A 16,586-nucleotide genomic window follows, 5' to 3' on the forward strand; every position below is an offset into this window, starting at 1 on the left:
AGTTCTACTTCTTGTCCTCTTCGTCGTCGACCACTTCGGCGTCGATGACGTCCTCCTCGGCACCGCTGGGTGCCTGGGCTCCGTCTTCGGCCGCGCCGCCGGCGGCAGCATCCGAGTTCTGCGCGTAGATCGCTTCGCCGAGCTTCGTCTGGCTCTGGCTGAGCTTGTCGAAGGCCTGCTTGACCTTGTCGTCGTCGTCGCCTGCGAGGGCCGACTTCAGGTCGGTGATGTCGGCCTGGACCGATTCCTTCACGTCGGCGGGGATCTTGTCCTCGTTCTCCGAGATGAGCTTCTCGATCTGGTAGGCCAGGGCCTCGGCCTGGTTGCGGGTCTCAGCGCCTTCGCGGCGCTTCTTGTCCTCGGCGGCGTGCTCCTCAGCCTCGCGCACCATGCGGTCGATGTCTTCCTTGGGCAGCGACGAGCCGCCCGTGATCGTCATCGACTGCTCCTTGCCCGTGCCCTTGTCCTTGGCGGACACGTGCACGATGCCGTTCGCGTCGATGTCGAAGGTGACCTCGACCTGCGGGATGCCCCGGGGCGCCGGCGCGATGCCGGTCAGCTCGAACGTGCCCAGCGGCTTGTTGTCACGGGTGAACTCGCGCTCGCCCTGGAAGACCTGGATCGCCACCGACGGCTGGTTGTCGTCGGCGGTCGTGAAGGTCTCGCTGCGCTTGGTCGGAATTGCGGTGTTGCGCTCGATGAGCTTCGTCATGATGCCGCCCTTCGTCTCGATGCCGAGGCTCAGGGGGGTCACGTCGATGAGCAGGACGTCCTTGCGCTCGCCCTTGAGGACACCGGCCTGGAGCGCGGCGCCCACGGCGACGACCTCATCGGGGTTCACACCCTTGTTGGCGTCCTTGCCCGTCTCCTTCTTGACCAGCTCGGCGACCGCGGGCATGCGGGTCGAACCGCCCACCAGGACGACGTGGTCGATGTCGGCGACCTTGATGCCGGCTTCGCGAATGACGTCCTCGAAGGGCTTCTTGGTGCGGTCGAGCAGGTCCTTCGTGAGGTCCTCGAACTTGGCGCGCGTGATCGTCTCGGAAAGCGACACTGGGCCGCTGTCGGTGAGCGACAGGTACGGCAGGTTGATGCTCGTCGACGTCGAGCTCGACAGCTCCTTCTTCGCCTGCTCCGCGGCCTCCTTGAGGCGCTGCAGGGCGATCTTGTCGCCCGAGACGTCGACGCCCGTCGTGTCCTTGAACTGCTTGATCAGGTACTCGACGAGACGCTGGTCCCAGTCGTCGCCACCGAGGCGGTTGTCACCGGAGGTCGCGCGCACCTGGATCGTCGAGAAGTCGTCGTCCTTGCCCACTTCGAGCAGCGACACGTCGAACGTTCCGCCACCGAGGTCGAAGACGAGGATGAGCTCGTCCTCCTTGCCGCGGTCGAGCCCGTAGGCCAGCGCGGCCGCGGTGGGCTCGTTGATGATGCGGAGCACGTTGAGGCCCGCGATCTCGCCGGCCTCCTTCGTGGCCTGGCGCTCGGCGTCGTTGAAGTAGGCGGGCACCGTGATGACGGCATCCGTCACCTTGTCACCGAGGTACTCCTCTGCGTCTCGCTTGAGCTTCTGCAGGATGCGCGCGGAGATCTCCTGCGGCGTCCACTTCTTGCCGTCGACGTCGAAGCCCCAGTCGGTGCCCATGTGGCGCTTGACCGAGGCGACGGTGCGGTCGACGTTGGTGACGGCCTGGCGCTTCGCGGTCTCGCCGACGAGCACCTCGCCGTCTTTCGTGTAGGCGACGACGGAGGGCGTCGTGCGGAAGCCCTCGGCGTTGGCGATGACCTTCGGCTCGCCGCCCTCGAGGACGCTGACGACGGAGTTCGTCGTGCCGAGGTCGATTCCCACAGCTCGTGCCATGTGCGTTCTCCTTCTGTCTGGGTGGCAAAAGCCACCCGAGGTCAATGGTCGGTGAAGTTCGTGGGCGGCCCGCCACAGAGGTTGAGCCGAACTGACTCAACCTTACTGCCGACCCGCGGCGGCTGTCAACCCAAACTTGATACCGACCGACTCAACCCCGCAGATCGCGCGGCGGCGACGGCCGGTCTCGATGGCGGGTTTCCGCGGTCTCGCCGTGCGGATGTCGCCTCACGATCAGAGGCCGGTAGCGTGACGGGCATGTCGCTTCCCGATCAGCCCGCGCCCGAGGCCGAGGTCGCTGCGGCGACGGTCGGCACCACCGAGACGACGCGCCCACGAGGCGTCGTGGCATGGGCACTGTGGGATTGGGGCTCGGCCGCCTTCAACGCCGTCGTGACGACCTTCGTCTTTTCGACCTACCTCGCCTCGCCTCTCTTCGTCGACCCGGCCGTCCTCGATGCCGCGGGCGGCGACGCCAAGGACCCCGCGCTTGTGCGGGCCCTCGCCGACAACGCCTCGCTCGTGGGCATCGCGCTCATGATCGCCGGCATCCTGATCGCGGCGCTCGCTCCGGTCATGGGGCAGCGTTCCGACGGCACGGGCCGGCGCAAACTGTGGCTCGGCATCAACACGATGCTCGTCGTCGCTGCGATGGCCGCGATGTTCTTCGTCGAGGGTTCGCCCGCCTTCCTCGTGCTCGGTGCGACACTGCTCGCGATCGGCAACGTCTTCTTCGAGTTCGCCGGCGTCAACTACAACGCCATGCTCGTGCAGGTCTCGACGAAGCAGAACATGGGGCGCGTCTCGAGCTTCGGGTGGGGCATGGGCTACGTCGGCGGCATCGCGCTGCTCGTGCTGCTGCTCGTGCTCTTCATCGGTCTCGTCGACAGCCCGGGCCCCCTCGGCGTCACGACCGACAACGGCATGAACATCCGCCTCGCGATCGTCGCGTCGGCCGTGTGGTTCGGGATCTTCGCGATTCCGGTCCTGCTGCGTGTGCCCGAGGTCCCCGCTCGCGAAGGTCAGGCGCGCGTCGGGTTCTTCCGGTCCTACGCCGTACTGTGGGCGACCATCACGAAGCTCTGGCACGGCAACCGCCAGGTGCTGATGTTCCTGCTCGCGAGCGCCGTCTTCCGCGACGGCCTGGCCGGCGTCTTCACGTTCGGCGCGATCATCGCGGCGCAGGTGTTCGGCTTCTCGTCGTCGCAGGTGCTCTACTTCGCCGTCGCGGCGAACGTCGTCGCCGGCGTCTTCACGATCCTCGCCGGCCGCTTCGACGACCGCTTCGGCCCCAAAGCCGTCATCATGGTGTCACTCGTGGGGCTCGTGCTCGCCGGCAGCGCCGTGCTCTTCATCGGGACGGCCCAGATCGGGTTCTGGATCGCGGGTCTCGTGCTGTGCGCCTTCGTCGGACCGATCCAGGCCGCGAGCCGGTCGTTCCTCGCCCGCATCGCCCCCGCCGGCCGCGAGGGCGAGATCTTCGGCCTGTACGCGACGACGGGCCGCGCCGTGTCCTTCCTCGCGCCGGGGCTCTTCGCCCTGTTCGTCGCCCTCTCGGGCGACACGCGTCTGGGCATCCTCGGCATCGTGCTCGTGCTGCTCGCGGGCCTGCTGCTCATGCTGCCGGTCAAGACCACGCAGGCCGTCATCGAGTGACCTGAGGCTGGGCTCAGTCGGTGCTGCGTCCGCGCGGGCGCAGCCACGACGGCAGTCGCACGCCGGACTCGTTGGGCTCCTCGACTTCGAGGCCGTAGTGCGTTCCGATCTGCTCGACGAACAAGCGCCGCTGCGCGCGTTTGTAAAACCGCCTCTCCGTTGGAAGGCGACGATCGTCGCCCAGCAGATGAGCAGCATGACCACGCTGAAGGGCGTCGGGCTCGTCGATGAGTCCGGCGGCATTGAGAACCTGCGCCGATCTGCAGCACACCGAGGCCGAGCGATGTCGCGACGCCGAACAGCGTGCCGACGAGGGCGACGGTGTCGATCAGGTGGCCCCATCCGCCCTTGACCTTTGCGCCCACGATCGGTTCGAGCGCGTACCGGATCGACAGGGGGCGTCCTCGACGGTGGATCGCGTACGCCAGGCGAGCCCGACGACGACGTAGATGGCCCACGCCTACACACCCCAGTGCAGGTAGGTCTGCGTGAGCGCCGACTGCGCGAGCTGCGCGGGGGTGCCCGCGACGCCCGGCTTCGGGTCGACGAAGTGGCTGAGCGGCTCGCTCACGCCGTAGAAGACGAGGCCGATGCCCATGCCGGCCGCGAACAGCAGCGAGAACCAGGCGAGCATCGAGAACTCGGGATCATCGTCGTCGCGGCCGAGCGTGATGTCGCCGAATCTGCTGAAGCCGAGGAAGAGCGCGAAGGCGACGAGGAACGCCGTGATCAGCACGTAGTACCAGCTGAAGGTGTTCACGACGGTGGTCTGAATCGCGCCGAAGACCGACTCTGCGGCATTCGGGAAGATGATCGCGAACGCGCTGAACGCGACCACGATGACGGCGGCGAGCCAGATGACCCAGGGCGCCGGGCGGAACCGACGCGCCGCCTCTTCGGAGGGACCGGCTAGGGGTGGGGGCTGGCTCGTCACCCGACCGCGCTATCGAGGCGGGCCCGGCCTGCCCAGAGCTCGCCCGATCAGGCGCCGCGGGATCCGGCGTCGGTCGTGGCGACGTCGGAGCGGTGGAAATTGAAGAACGATCGGGATGCCGTGGGTCCGCGCTGGCCCTGATAGCGGTTGCTGTACGGCCCCGTGCCGTAGGGGTTCTCGGTCGGCGAGGAGAGCCGGAAGAAGCACAGCTGTCCGATCTTCATGCCGGGCCACAGCTTGATCGGCAGCGTCGCGACATTGGACAGCTCGAGGGTGACGTGCCCCGAGAAACCGGGGTCGATGAAGCCCGCCGTCGAGTGCGTCAGCAGGCCCAGCCGGCCGAGCGAAGACTTGCCCTCGAGCCGCGCGGCGACGTCGTCGGGAAGGGTCACCTGCTCGAACGTCGATCCCAGCACGAACTCGCCCGGGTGCAGGATGAACGGTTCGTCGGGCGCCGTCTCGATGAGGTGCGTCAGCTCGGGCTGGTCCTCGGCGGGGTCGATGAACGGGTACTTGTGGTTGTCGAACAGCCGGAAGTACCGGTCCAAGCGCACGTCGACACTCGACGGCTGAACCATCCCGGGCTCGAACGGGTCCAGACCGATACGGCCGGCGCCGAGCTCGAGCTTGATGTCACGGTCAGAGAGCAGCACGCGACCAGCCTAGAGGCTCCGCCCGCCGCCCCCCACGCTGCTTTTGTTATGCTGGCGTCGCGCCTTCGGGCGCAAGGGGGATGTAGTTCAATGGTAGAACTTCAGCTTCCCAAGCTGATAGCGCGGGTTCGATTCCCGTCATCCCCTCGAAAGGCTCGAGATGGCACGACGGGTGCCGGCTCGGGCCTTTGGCGTTGATGCCGTCCGAAACGAAGCCGCTTGCGAGTGGGCCCCGCTTCAGAGCCCCGACCCTGTGCGGCTCAGGCGAGGCTCAAGAAGAGCTTTTCGAGTTCCTCGACGGTGACGGGGTCAGCGCTGTCATCGGTCGTCGTCATGCACTCTCGCATCGCCGAGGACACGATCGTGAAGCCGGCACGGTCCAGCGCCTTGGAGACGGCCGCCAGCTGAAGCACCACATCGCGGCACTCGGCGCCGGACTCGACAGCCGCAATGACCGAGACGAGCTGGCCCTGTGCGCGGCGGAGCCGGTTGAGGATCTTCTTCTGACTCTCGGACCGGGGTTCGACCGGAGTGGCGCCGGAATCTGCTGATGTCACCATGAGAGTCCTTTAGGCGTGGGTGAGGGACGAGGGTATGGGGGCCGGCAGATCCGTCCGCTGGACGGCGGCGGTTCCCGCCAACCAGGTTCGGTATCCGCCATCGAGGTTACGCACGTCATACCCGTACTCGCTGAGCAGTCGGGCCGCCGTGTGCCCGCGCTGCCCGACCTGGCAGTGCACGATGAGGGGGGCCTCGGGAACGTCGCCCATCCGTGAGCGGATGTCGTCCAGCGGGATGTTGAGGGCTCCGGGGATCGCACCTCGCTCGAACTCCGCGCTCGAGCGCACGTCGATCAGGACGGCGCCGTCGCCGCGCGCCTGCTCCAGCTCGTGCCACTGCACGCTGCGCACCAGACCGGAAGCGATGTTGTCGGCGACGTATCCGAGCATGTTCACGGGGTCCTTGGCCGATCCATACTGGGGTGCATAGGCGAGCTCCAGGCGTGACAGCTGCGCGGCGGTGAGGCCGCCGGTCATCGCCGTGGCGATGACATCGATGCGTTTGTCGACACCTTCACCGCCGACGATCTGAGCGCCGAGGATGTGGTCTGTCTCGGGGTCGACGAGAAGCTTCATCGACATCTGCTCGGCACCGGGGTAGTAGCCCGCGTGCGAAGACGGGTGCGTGTGGACCACACGGTGCGGGCGGCCCGCGGCTGCCAGTCGCGTCTCGCTCCAGCCCACCATCGCGACAGTGAGGCCGAGCACGCCCACGATCGCCGTGCCGAGCGAGGGCCAGGTGGGTTCGGTGCTTCCGGCGATGGCATCTGCCGCCGTGCGGCCGTGCCGGTTCGCCAGCCCGGCCATGGTCACGAGGGTCGCCGATTCGTCGACCGCGTCGACCTTCTCGACGCCGTCTCCGACGGCGTAGATCGAGGGATCGCTCGTGCGCTGGAACTCGTTCACGGCGATACCGCCGGTGGCGCCGATCGCCAGCCCGGCATTCCGCGCGAGGCCGGTGTCGGGTCGCACTCCGCGTGCTTCGATGACGAGATCTGCCGGGACGGTGGCCCCGTCATCCAGATGCACTGTGCCTGGACTGATCGAGGTGACCGTGGTGTTGAGGCGCACGTCGACGCCGTGGCCGACGAGCGTGTCGAGAACCGGTGTCGCCATCTCGGGATCCAGCGGTGAGAGAGGGCGGGGACCACGCTGCACGAGAGTGACCCGTGCGCCGCGGCGCACGAGATTCTCGACCGCTTCCAACCCGATGAAACCCGCGCCGACGACGACGACGCGCGGCTCGGCGGCGGCACCGTCGAGCACGGCGGTGATCGCATCGACATCATCCACGGTCCGGAGCGCGTGAACCGGCACGCCGTGTCCGGCAACGGGCTCGAGGCCGGTCGCGCCGCCGGCCAGAACGAGAACGTCATACGGTTCCTCGCGGGGAGCACCACCCTGAGCGCTGACCTGGACGGTTTTGCCCTCACGGTCGATCCCGATCACTTCGTGGTTCACGCGAACGTCGAGGCGAAAGCGTGCCGCAAGAGACTCGGGAGTCTGAAGCAGGAGCGCATCCCGGTCTTCGATGACTCCTCCGACGTAGTACGGCAGGCCGCAGTTCGCGAACGAGACGTGGGCTCCGCGCTCGAACACCACGATCTCGGCGCGCTCATTCAAGCGCCGCAGGCGCGTAGCCGCCGACATCCCGCCCGCGACACCACCGACGATGACGATCCTCATCCCATCTCCTCTGCGTGCCATGGGGTCAGCGCGAGAACAGCCGCGAAAAGAACCCGCCGGTGTTCTCCTGCTCGGCATGGCCTGCGCACCGGCCAGCCCGCGGGACATCGCGCATCACATCGTCGACGTGCTGACCACAGCCCGCCCAGGTCGTCTTTCCACAGGTCTTGCACTTCACAGCTCTGCACATTGCGTATTCTCCGAACATGGCAGATACCCCGGGGGGTATCGGATGACGTGTTCCATGGTACGCCTGCCGCGCGTGGACGACTCCCGAGTCGGGCGCGACGGCACCGTGCGCCGGGCGCAGGATCCCCCGGCAGAGCGGGGAAAGCGGGCCCCCTGGGATTTGCCCGTGAACGCGCCGTAGCGCGGCTCAGCCCGGTACGACGCCCCGCCAGATCGAGCCCGCCCACTGCAGCTGCGCACCCGAGCAGGAGACGTTGCCACTGCCGTAACCGCGCTGCGCCGCCATGCAGTTGGCGAGCAGTTCGATGTTGCTGCCGAACAGCGACGAGTACCCCGGCGAGCTGACGAGCGGACCCCAGACGTTGAACTGGTACACGTGGGCGAGCTCATGGGCCATCGCCCAGTACAGGCGGCCGTCCGACCAGCTCGCCAGCCCCGGCGTGAACCTGATGACCCCCGGCGACGCGCAGGCAGCCGCTGCAGCGCCGCCGCACGCCCCGGCGAACTCCTCGAGCCGCACGTGACCGCCGCCGACGTTGTTGAGCGCGGCGCGCACGCGCGCGTAGCCGCCCGCAACCGGGGCAGCGCCTGCACCACCGCCGCCCATCGACGTCCCGCCGGAACCGGAACCGCCCGACCCGCCCGACCCGCCCCAACCGCCGCCTGATCCCCCGCCGCCGGAGTACCCGCGCGATGCGGCGGCGGCTCGTTCAGCCGCGAGGCGCGCCTGCTCGACGTCGTGCGCCTCGACAGCCTTGACGATGCCGGCAGTGTGTTCGTCGACATCTGCCTGCGCCCGCGCGACGACGGCGACATCGGTGCGCTCGGCGAGCACCTTCTGCTGCAGCTTCAGGATGCCGGCGCGCGCGGCCGCCGTGTCGACCTTGCCGTCGGCGGCCGACATCGCGGCGTCGGCCTTCTCGAGCGACGCGACGAACCCCTTGCGCGCGTCGATGAGCTCGTCGTACGTCGCCGACGTCGCGCGCAGGCCCCCGGCGCGCTCGGCCAGCACGGTGGCCGCGGTGCGGGCATCGTCCTGTGCGGCCTGTGCCGCCTCGAACTCGGCCGCGGCGGCATCGCGCTCGCCCAGCACGGCCGAGCGGTCGGCAAGTTGCAGCCCCATGACGGCCACGGCGCACGCCGTCAGCACGACGAGCGACCGGCGAGTCGTCGAACTCATTTCAAGAACCCCGACGTCGATGCGAGCGTCTTGCCCTGCTCAGCCAGTTGCACCCGCAAATCGGCTTCGCGCACGCGCGCGACGGCATTGGCTCGGTGGGTGGCGGCGGCGGTGTCCTCGACGAGAGCGGTCTCGGCGATCAGCGCATCGCGCTGGAGGGCGAGATCCTGCTCGGCCACCTCGATGAAGAGCACGCCGACCACCGCGGCGACGACGATAAGCGCTGCGGCGAGCCAGCGTGGACGCACGACGTGCGCGGCGCAACGCAGCGCAACCGCGCGCGGAGAACTCCAATCCGGTGATGGAATGGACTGGGCCATGGCGCGGCCTGCCTTCGACGAACCCAGTGGCGACGCACAGTGGGTGCTCCGCTCCCGCGGCGTTGGGGACCGCCTGGGAACCGGTGGCCGGCGAGCCGACCACGCCCTCCGTGCATGGGTAGGACCCACACTAGAGCCCGACGCGGCCGGGCTCTAGTGTCACTCGGCGGGGGGTGTGCAGACGGCCTTGGCGGCAAGCTGCTCGCGGTACTGCTCGGGAGTCCAGGGCAGCCCTGCCTCGGGCGCGGTTTCACCGGATGCCGCGGGTGCCTTCGAAGCGATGGCGGCGAGCTCCCACGCGAGCGAGAGCGCAGGTGACGCGCCGCGCACGGAGTTGTTCAGCGATACGACGACCGTGAGGCCCGTCTCGGGGTCGGCGAACGCCGCTGTCGCGTAGCCGGGCATCGAGCCGTAGTTGCCGATGAGCGAACCGGCGATGACGGCGCCGCCCGCTGTCGTGAGCCACGAGGGCGACGAATCGTTGAGCGGCTTCGCGTCGGCGAACCGCTTCTCGGCGAGCTGCTCGGACAGCAGCGCACCCGTCGCGAGGGACTGAACGTACTGACGCATGTCATCGACCGTCGACACGACACCCGCGTCGGTGAACCCGATGCTCGCGGATATCGCCGAGACGTCGACCGGCTCGGCGCACTTCCACGCGCCGGCTTCATCCTTCTCGAGGGTGAGCCCTGTCATGCCATCCGCGACAGGAGCGGCGGCACCCGCGGGCAGGCGGGTGGCCGTGAGACCAAGCCGGTCGGCGATGTGCTCTTGCAGTAGGGCGCGACCCGAGGCACCCATGGCGCGCTCCATCGCGAGTCCGAGCAGCACGTAGCCGGCGTCGGAGCTGAGGTACTTCTCGCCGGGTTCGATCGTACGGGGCTGACCGAGGCCGTAGCTGGCCAGCTCGCGGGCGTTCCACACGCGCTCCGGGTTCCTCGTCCACACCGGTCGCAGCTGCCCCGCATAGACGCCGATCCCCGACGTGCTGTCGCACAGCTGCTCGAGGGTGACGTCCTTGAGGTCGGGCACACCCGAGACATACCGCGAGACGGGTTCATCGAGCTCGACGACACCGTCATCGACAGCCTTGTAGAGCAGATCACACGTCATAGGCCGTGTCAGCTGGCCGATGCGGAAGGGCATGTCGGCCGTGACGGCCGCGCCGCCGGGCGTCTGCGTACCGACACCGGCGACCCACGAGCCGCTCCACGGCGCCCACACGCCGACGACGGCGCCCGTCGCCCCGATCGTGCCCATGGCGTGAGTGACGGCGTCGTCCAGCTGCTGCTGAGTCTCATCGGGGAAGGCGCCTTCGACCTGGACAGGAAGATCGACCCTCGGTTCGGGCGCGGAACAGCCGCTGAACGCGACGGCGAGCACGAGCGCTGCCGCGACCGCACCCGCGGCGCGGCGCGGTTTCCTGACTGCGCGCATGGCTACCCCCGACAAGAGATTCAAACACACCCAGGTCACGAGGATGTCACGCCTGTCCGTAGGCTGTGACGCATGACGCACACCTTCGACGATTCCGTGCGCACTGCGGTGCTCCACCACATGAACGACGACCACAGCGACGACAACCTGCTCATCGCCCGCGCGTTCGGACCGGCCGGTGACCCCGCCTCGGCGACCATGACCGGGTTCGACGGCGACGGGGGCGAGTGGGTCACCCTCCTCGCCGACGGCGCCGAGGTCTCGTTCCGTGTTCCGTGGCCCGGAGGCGCCATCACCGAGCGCGCCGAAGTGCGTCGCGAGATCGTCGCCCTGTACGACGCCGCGTGCGAGCGCCTGGGCGTCGAACCGCGTCCGCACGCGTAAACACGGGACTCTCCGGCGGATTCCGCCAAGTAGGTTAGGCACGCCTCACCGCCCTAGACTGAGCGGCATGAACGACGTCATCCCCTTTTCGAAGACACTCTGGGAACGCTCCACGAGCGCACACTCGGGAAGCGAGCACTCCGGCTTCATGGCCGACCTGCTCAAGGGCGACGGCACCCGCGAGGACTACACGGCCCTCGTCGTGCAGCACTGGTTCATCTACGAGGCCCTCGAGCGCACCGCGACGCAGATGCGCAACGACCCCGTCGCATCCGTCTTCATCAGCGACAAGCTGACGCGCTTGCCCGCGCTCGAAGCCGACCTCGAGTTCCTGATCGGCAGCGACTGGCGCGACCAGATCGAACCGCTCCCCGCCACGAAGCGCTACGTCGACCGCATCAATGAGGTCGGCGCGACGTGGGCGGGCGGTTTCGTCGCACACCACTACACGCGCTACCTCGGCGACCTCTCGGGCGGCCAGTTCATCGGTCGCCTCATGGCCCGACGCTTCGGCTTCGGCACGAACGGCATCGGCTTCTACGTCTTCGACGACATCGCCGACCCCGCGGCCTTCAAGGACGTCTATCGCGAGCAGATGAATCAGGCTCCCTGGGATGCCGCCGAGCAGGAGCGTGTCATCGACGAGGTGCTGCTGGCCTACCGCTTCAACACCGAGCTGTTCGAAGACCTCGCCACCGCGAAGTCAGCGACCGCGGTCGCCTGACGACAGAAACTCAGGGGCCCGGCAGCTGCAGCGCCGACGCCTGGCGGCGCACCGACGCCATGAAGCGCCTGACGTCGGGGTCAACCCGGATGTCGCTCGGTCGCAGTGGTCGCGAGAGATAGAGACCCTCGAGCGAGGTCAGCCGGGACAGCGCGACGTAGGTCTGTCCCGGAGCGAACGCCCCCGACCCGAGGTCGACGATCGCGCGATCGTAGGTCTTGCCCTGGGATTTGTGGATCGTCACGGCCCACGCCAGCCGCAGGGGGAACTGGGTGAACTCCGCGACGATCTCGCGCGTGAGCGCCTTCGAACCGGGGTCGTAGGCGTAGCGGTACTTCTCCCACACTGCCGGCTCGACCTCGACCTCGTCGCCGTCGACATCGACGCGTACGGTGTCGCCGGCGATGCGGGTGACCCGGCCGATCGTGCCGTTGACCCAGCGGGGCGGGTCGGGGAAGGCACCCCGGTCGTTGCGCAGGAACATGACCTGCGCGCCCACCTTGAGCTTGAGCTCGGGATCGGCGGGGTATCCGGCCTCACCGCGGCCGAAGTCGCCGCTCACGTCGGCCTGCGCCGTCTGCTCGCGACCCCGGAGTTCGGCGAGGTGTCGCCGGTTGATGTTGTTGACGATGTCGTTGCGCGTCGCGAGCGTGATGATGGGCGTCTCGCCGTCACTGGGCTCGGGCGGAGTGCGCGCACCCGTGTCGTTGAGCACCTGCGCGATGTCGGCCGTCACAACGCCGTGACGGACGGCGTTGAGCATCGCCTTGAACCCGGCATCGGACTGGCGATGGATGTCGACCAGCTCGCGGATGTGCAGTTCGGCACCGTGCCGACCGAGCTCGATGAGCCCATCCGCCGCGGGCTCCTCACCGGCCCACACGTGCGCGTCGAAGAACCAGAAGGACCGGTAGTGGTCGCGCACGTAGCGCAGCTCGTCTCCGCGCGGCGGCACGGGAGCGAGCTGATAGGGGTCGCCGAACATCACGATCTGCACGCCGCCGAACGGCTCGTGCCGACGCCCCCGCGCGATGCGCAGCGAGCGGTCCATCGCATCCATCAGGTCGGCGTTGACCATCGAGATCTCATCGATGACGAGCGTCTCGATGGCGTTCAGGATCTTGCGCGTGGCATCCGTCTGCTTCTCGTCACTCGGTCCGATCAGGCCGATCGGAAGCCGGAAGAGCGAGTGGATCGTCTGGCCCTCGACGTTGAGCGCCGCCACGCCCGTCGGAGCGCACACCGCGATCTGCTTCGACGTGTTCCACGCCAGGTGCTGCAGGAGCGTCGACTTGCCCGTGCCGGCGCGACCGGTCACGAACACGTGCTCGTTCGTGTCTTCGATGAGTCGGAACAGCGCCTCTTGCTCGGCGGAAAGGGGCGGCGTAGTCACCGATTCATGGTAGCCACCGGATACCACAGTGCGGCCCGGCCCCGCTCATCCGGGCGCGGATGCCCGCACGGGAAAGCAGGCTTCCTAGACTGGAGTGGTGAATGACGAGGCGGGGAGCACCCGAGCGCGGCGGCCCCGCACCAGCCGTCGAGGACTCGCGGTCGACCTCACCCTGCTGGGCCTTGTCGGCGTGCTCCTGGTCGGAGCCGTCGCCGCCGGCGTCGCATCGCTTCACCGCGAGTTCTATTCGCCGACGGCGTTCGTCGAGCGGTATCTGAGCCTGCTCGCCGACGGCCAGGCGGCCGAGGCTCTGCGGATTCCCGGCGTCGCGGTCGACACCCCGCAGCTCGAGGCCGCGGGGCTTCCGGCAACGGCCTCCGACGCCCTGCTGCGCCGCGAAGCCCTCTCGACCCTCACCGACGTCGGCGTGGTGTCCGAGACGGAGCAGGACGGCATCTCGCGCGTCTCCGTGACATACCGGGCGGGCGGCGTCGAGGGGCAGACGACCTTCTCCATCGAGCGTGACGGCACGATCGGCCTCGCCCCCACGTGGCGATTCGCCGAGAGCCCGCTCGCGGTCATGGACCTCGTCGTGCGCGGTTCGATGTCGTTCGAAGTCAACGGCTTCGAGATCGACAAGCGACAGGTCTCGCCCGACGGCGTCGATGCCGACCCGCTCGCGCCGGTGTCGCTGCTGGTGTTCTCACCGGCGTTCTACTCCGTGTCCGTCGACACGGCGATCTCATCGACCCCGGGCGTCGGGGTGCTCTCGGACAGCCCGTTCGCGGCCGTCGCCGTCGACGTGCAGGCCGAGCCCACAGAAGAGTTCATCGGCGTCGTGCAGCAGCGCGTCGAGGAGTTCCTCACGTCGTGTGCGACGCAGCAGGTGCTGCAGCCGACAGCATGCCCCTTCGGGTTCTACGTGCAGGAGCGCATCGCCTCGGCGCCCACGTGGTCGATCGTGACGCAGCCGACCATCACGCTCGTTCCCGACGGCGCGGCGTGGGTGATCCCCGAAACCGAGGCGGTGGCGCACATCGACGTCGACATCCGCTCGCTCTTCGACGGGTCGGTCAGCTCCGTGAGCGAAGACGTGCCGTTCGTGCTGACGGCGCTCATCACGGTGCTGCCTGACGGCACCGCGACGATCACGGTCGGCGGGCCTGGCCTTCCCTGACGCTGCGGCGGGCGTCACGCTCGGCCAGCTGCGCGAGCTGCGCGTTGTACTCCTCGAGCTCGGCGTCGCCCGTGCGGTCGGCGTGCCGGTCGCTGCGTTTCTGCGCGCGGGCGTCGGAGCGCGACCACTGGATCGCGACCGTGATCGCGAGGATGAGCGTCGGGATCTCACCGACCGACCATGCCACGCCCCCGCCGATGTATTGATCCTCGAGCGGCGTCGGGCCCCACTCCCGGCCCATCGAGCCGTACCACTCCGCGACCATGAGCCCGGACTGCATCATGATCGAGATGCCGAAGAACGCGTGCATCGCCATGACGCCGACGAGCAGCACCAGGCGGCCGGGGTACGGCAGGCGCCACGGCACGGGGTCGATGCCGATCAGCGTCAGTGCGAACAGGTAGCCCGAGATGAGGAAGTGCGCGACCATCCACTCGTGGCCGAGGTGGTCGTAGAGCGCCCACCGGAAGAGGTCGGTGTAGTAGAACGCCCAGAGTGATACGACGAAGATGGCCGCGGCGACGAACGGGTTCGTCAGGACCCGCGAGACCGGCGTGTGCACGGCCCACAGGATCCACTCGCGCCCGCCGCGCGTGCCGTCATCGCGTTTGCGGATCGCCCGCGCCGCGAGGGTCACAGGGGCGCCCACGACGAGCAGCAGAGGGATCGCCATGCCCAGCAGCATGTGCCCGATCATGTGCACGCTGAACAGGTAGTCCTGGTAGACGTTGATGGGTCCTGCCGTCACCCAGAACAGCAGCAGCAGTCCGAGCGTCCACGACACCGACCGGAGGATCGGCCAGCGGTCGCCGCGCACGTGCATGCGCCGCACGCCCGCCCAGTAGAAGAAGAGGCCGAACGCCACGGCGAAGGCCCAGAGCAGGTCGGGGTTCCACGATGTCAGCCACCGCTCGGGGGTGAGCTCGGGAGGCAGCGGCGCCAGAGTGAGGATCTGCGCCGGCGTCGGCACGACGGGAATGACGGGGTCGACGGGCGGAGGTGTGCGCGCGAGGGCGGCTGCGGCACCGCTCGCGATCCCCATGAGGGCGAGCTCGAAGACGATGAGCCCCCAGAAGCGCCGCGACGCGCCGTCTTCGCGGAGGCGCCCGATCAGTCGCTTGCGGTACCAGGCACCGAGCGCGCCGATCGCGATGAGTGCGACGACCTTGACGATGAGGATGACGCCATACGCCGAGGCGAGCATCGACCATTCGCCGAGGCCGATCATGGCGCGCACCGTGCCGCTCGCGGCCACGACGATGAAGGCCGCGAGCGCGATGCTCGAGTAGCGGCCGAGCACGGTGGCGACGCCGTCGCGGTCGAGGAGAGGCCGCACGAACACCATGAGCATCAGTCCGCCGAGCCATACGGCGGCGGCGATGATGTGGATGATGAGCGCCGTCATCGCCTCGTGGTGGAACGCCGCCTCGCCGGAGTGCCCCTGCGTGCCCATCGGCACGAGGGTCGCGATCGCCAGTGCCGCGACGAGGAGCGTCGCCGTCCACGATCGGACGGCGAAGGTCAACACCGTCAGCAGAGCGCCGGCGACCGTCGTGATGAGCCAGGTGCGGCCGACTTCGGTCTCGGTGAGGAAGCGTCCCAGCTGCGCGCCGAACTCCGGGCTCGCGCTGATCGCCGGGTTGAACGCGTCGACGAAGGTGAAGAAACCGGTCGCGCCGGCGGCGACCGTGAACACGGCGGCCGAGACGGATGCCGCATCCAGCGCCACGTCGAAGGGCCGGTCGCCCGCCTTCAGCGCGAACAGCGCCGTGACGAGCACACCGACGACGCCCGCTGCCGAGAGGTTGACGAAGAGCTTCGCGATCGGAAGACCCCAGCGGGCGATGGGCCCGGGGTCGGCGATCGCGAGGGGCTCGGCACCGCCCCCGTAGGCGAGCGCCCACGTGAGGGTGAGGAGTGCGGCGACGACGAGGATCGCCGGGCCGACCGAGCGCAGCGTGCGGCGTGGACCCTGTCGCCTTGCGGCTTCGGGAGGCGCAACGGCGACGGGAGAAGAGGGCGCGGGGGTCACGGCTCCAGCCTAGGCGCGCAGAAGGGGGATGCCGCCTTCGGCATCCCCCTTCGACGGGTGTTACTTGACGGCTGCCTTGAGCTTCGAGCCGGCCGTGACCTTGACGCGCTGGCCCGCGGGGATCTTGATCTCTTCGCCGGTCTGCGGGTTGCGGCCCGTACGTGCCGACGTCTCGACGCGCTCGAACGAGATCCAACCGGGGATCGAGACCTTGCTGCCCTTGGCAACGGCCTCGGAGACGGTCGAGAAGAGGGAGTCAAGCATGCCCGAGACGGCGGACTGGCTCTGGCCGGTCGCGCTGGCGATGCTCGCGACGAGTTCGGTCTTGGTGATGGACTTGTCAGCCATGGGGTTGTCCTCCAAGGCGGCGTGAGCGCCGCCCCTATTGCTGGGACCGGTT

General features: G+C 68.6%; 15 protein-coding genes, 1 tRNA gene and 1 pseudogene. 5 read left to right on the top strand and 12 right to left on the bottom strand.

The window, feature by feature from the left end; genetic code table 11:
* Positions 1–4: 4 nt before the first annotated feature.
* On the bottom strand, positions 5–1,861 hold the full coding sequence (gene dnaK, locus AC25YV_RS09365; protein ID WP_488123582.1) for a molecular chaperone DnaK: 1,857 nt from the start codon (positions 1,859–1,861) through the stop codon (positions 5–7).
* A gap of 258 nt (positions 1,862–2,119) precedes the next feature.
* On the opposite strand from dnaK, the gene AC25YV_RS09370 reads away from it, so the two are divergent.
* On the top strand, positions 2,120–3,517 hold the full coding sequence (locus AC25YV_RS09370; RefSeq protein WP_488123583.1) for an MFS transporter: 1,398 nt from the start codon (positions 2,120–2,122) through the stop codon (positions 3,515–3,517).
* Positions 3,518–3,765: 248 nt separating this feature from the next.
* On the opposite strand, the pseudogene AC25YV_RS09375 reads toward AC25YV_RS09370, so the two are convergent.
* Positions 3,766–4,376: pseudogene (locus AC25YV_RS09375) on the bottom strand (BCCT family transporter); the annotation flags it as partial.
* Positions 4,377–4,498: 122 nt separating this feature from the next.
* Positions 4,499–5,104 (bottom strand): dCTP deaminase, encoded by a 606-nt coding sequence (gene dcd / locus AC25YV_RS09380; RefSeq protein ID WP_488123584.1) that lies wholly within the window; start codon positions 5,102–5,104, stop codon positions 4,499–4,501.
* Between the two features lie 76 nt (positions 5,105–5,180).
* Here dcd and AC25YV_RS09385 point away from each other — a divergent pair.
* Positions 5,181–5,251: transfer RNA gene (locus AC25YV_RS09385), tRNA-Gly, on the top strand.
* Between the two features lie 113 nt (positions 5,252–5,364).
* Here the strand turns inward: AC25YV_RS09385 and AC25YV_RS09390 are convergent.
* The 6 genes from AC25YV_RS09390 to AC25YV_RS09415 all read right to left on the bottom strand — a co-directional run bounded on the left by AC25YV_RS09390 (position 5,365) and on the right by AC25YV_RS09415 (position 10,476).
* On the bottom strand, positions 5,365–5,664 hold the full coding sequence (locus AC25YV_RS09390) for a metal-sensitive transcriptional regulator (protein WP_488123585.1): 300 nt from the start codon (positions 5,662–5,664) through the stop codon (positions 5,365–5,367).
* 9 nt (positions 5,665–5,673) lie between these two features.
* A complete protein-coding gene (locus AC25YV_RS09395) occupies positions 5,674–7,350 on the bottom strand; it encodes an FAD-dependent oxidoreductase (protein ID WP_488123586.1) in 1,677 nt (558 codons plus the stop codon).
* A gap of 25 nt (positions 7,351–7,375) precedes the next feature.
* Positions 7,376–7,540 carry a hypothetical protein gene (locus AC25YV_RS09400; RefSeq protein ID WP_488123587.1) on the bottom strand — a complete coding sequence of 55 codons (165 nt, stop codon included), beginning with the start codon at positions 7,538–7,540 and terminating at the stop codon, positions 7,376–7,378.
* Between the two features lie 186 nt (positions 7,541–7,726).
* Entirely contained in the window at positions 7,727–8,719 is a 993-nt protein-coding gene (locus AC25YV_RS09405) for a hypothetical protein (RefSeq protein WP_488123588.1), read from the bottom strand.
* The gene (locus AC25YV_RS09410) at positions 8,716–9,039 is read right to left on the bottom strand and encodes a hypothetical protein (RefSeq protein ID WP_488123589.1); all 324 of its coding nucleotides are present in this window, start codon (positions 9,037–9,039) and stop codon (positions 8,716–8,718) included. The genes AC25YV_RS09405 and AC25YV_RS09410 overlap by 4 nt, the downstream gene beginning before the upstream one ends.
* A gap of 159 nt (positions 9,040–9,198) precedes the next feature.
* Positions 9,199–10,476, bottom strand: a complete 1,278-nt coding sequence (locus AC25YV_RS09415) for a serine hydrolase domain-containing protein (protein WP_488123590.1) — start codon at positions 10,474–10,476, stop codon at positions 9,199–9,201.
* Positions 10,477–10,548: 72 nt separating this feature from the next.
* Between AC25YV_RS09415 and AC25YV_RS09420 the strand changes: the two genes are divergently transcribed.
* A complete protein-coding gene (locus AC25YV_RS09420; protein WP_488123591.1) occupies positions 10,549–10,860 on the top strand; it encodes a DUF2470 domain-containing protein in 312 nt (103 codons plus the stop codon).
* A 67-nt stretch (positions 10,861–10,927) separates the two neighbouring features.
* On the top strand, positions 10,928–11,584 hold the full coding sequence (locus AC25YV_RS09425) for a biliverdin-producing heme oxygenase (protein WP_488123592.1): 657 nt from the start codon (positions 10,928–10,930) through the stop codon (positions 11,582–11,584).
* A 10-nt stretch (positions 11,585–11,594) separates the two neighbouring features.
* On the opposite strand, the gene AC25YV_RS09430 is transcribed toward AC25YV_RS09425, so the two are convergent.
* Positions 11,595–12,977, bottom strand: coding sequence for an ATP-dependent DNA helicase (locus AC25YV_RS09430; RefSeq protein ID WP_488123593.1), 1,383 nt, complete (start codon positions 12,975–12,977; stop codon positions 11,595–11,597).
* 97 nt (positions 12,978–13,074) lie between these two features.
* Between AC25YV_RS09430 and AC25YV_RS09435 the strand changes: the two genes are divergently transcribed.
* A complete protein-coding gene (locus AC25YV_RS09435; RefSeq protein ID WP_488123594.1) occupies positions 13,075–14,154 on the top strand; it encodes a hypothetical protein in 1,080 nt (359 codons plus the stop codon).
* Here AC25YV_RS09435 and AC25YV_RS09440 read toward each other — a convergent pair.
* Together AC25YV_RS09440 and AC25YV_RS09445 are read right to left on the bottom strand one after the other, a co-directional pair.
* Positions 14,126–16,111 (bottom strand): bifunctional copper resistance protein CopD/cytochrome c oxidase assembly protein, encoded by a 1,986-nt coding sequence (locus tag AC25YV_RS09440; RefSeq protein WP_488123808.1) that lies wholly within the window; start codon positions 16,109–16,111, stop codon positions 14,126–14,128. The genes AC25YV_RS09435 and AC25YV_RS09440 overlap by 29 nt on opposite strands.
* Positions 16,112–16,246: 135 nt before the next feature.
* Positions 16,247–16,534, bottom strand: a complete 288-nt coding sequence (locus AC25YV_RS09445; RefSeq protein ID WP_376126992.1) for an HU family DNA-binding protein — start codon at positions 16,532–16,534, stop codon at positions 16,247–16,249.
* Positions 16,535–16,586: the final 52 nt, after the last annotated feature.

Source organism: Microbacterium sp. Y832 (assembly GCF_057669765.1).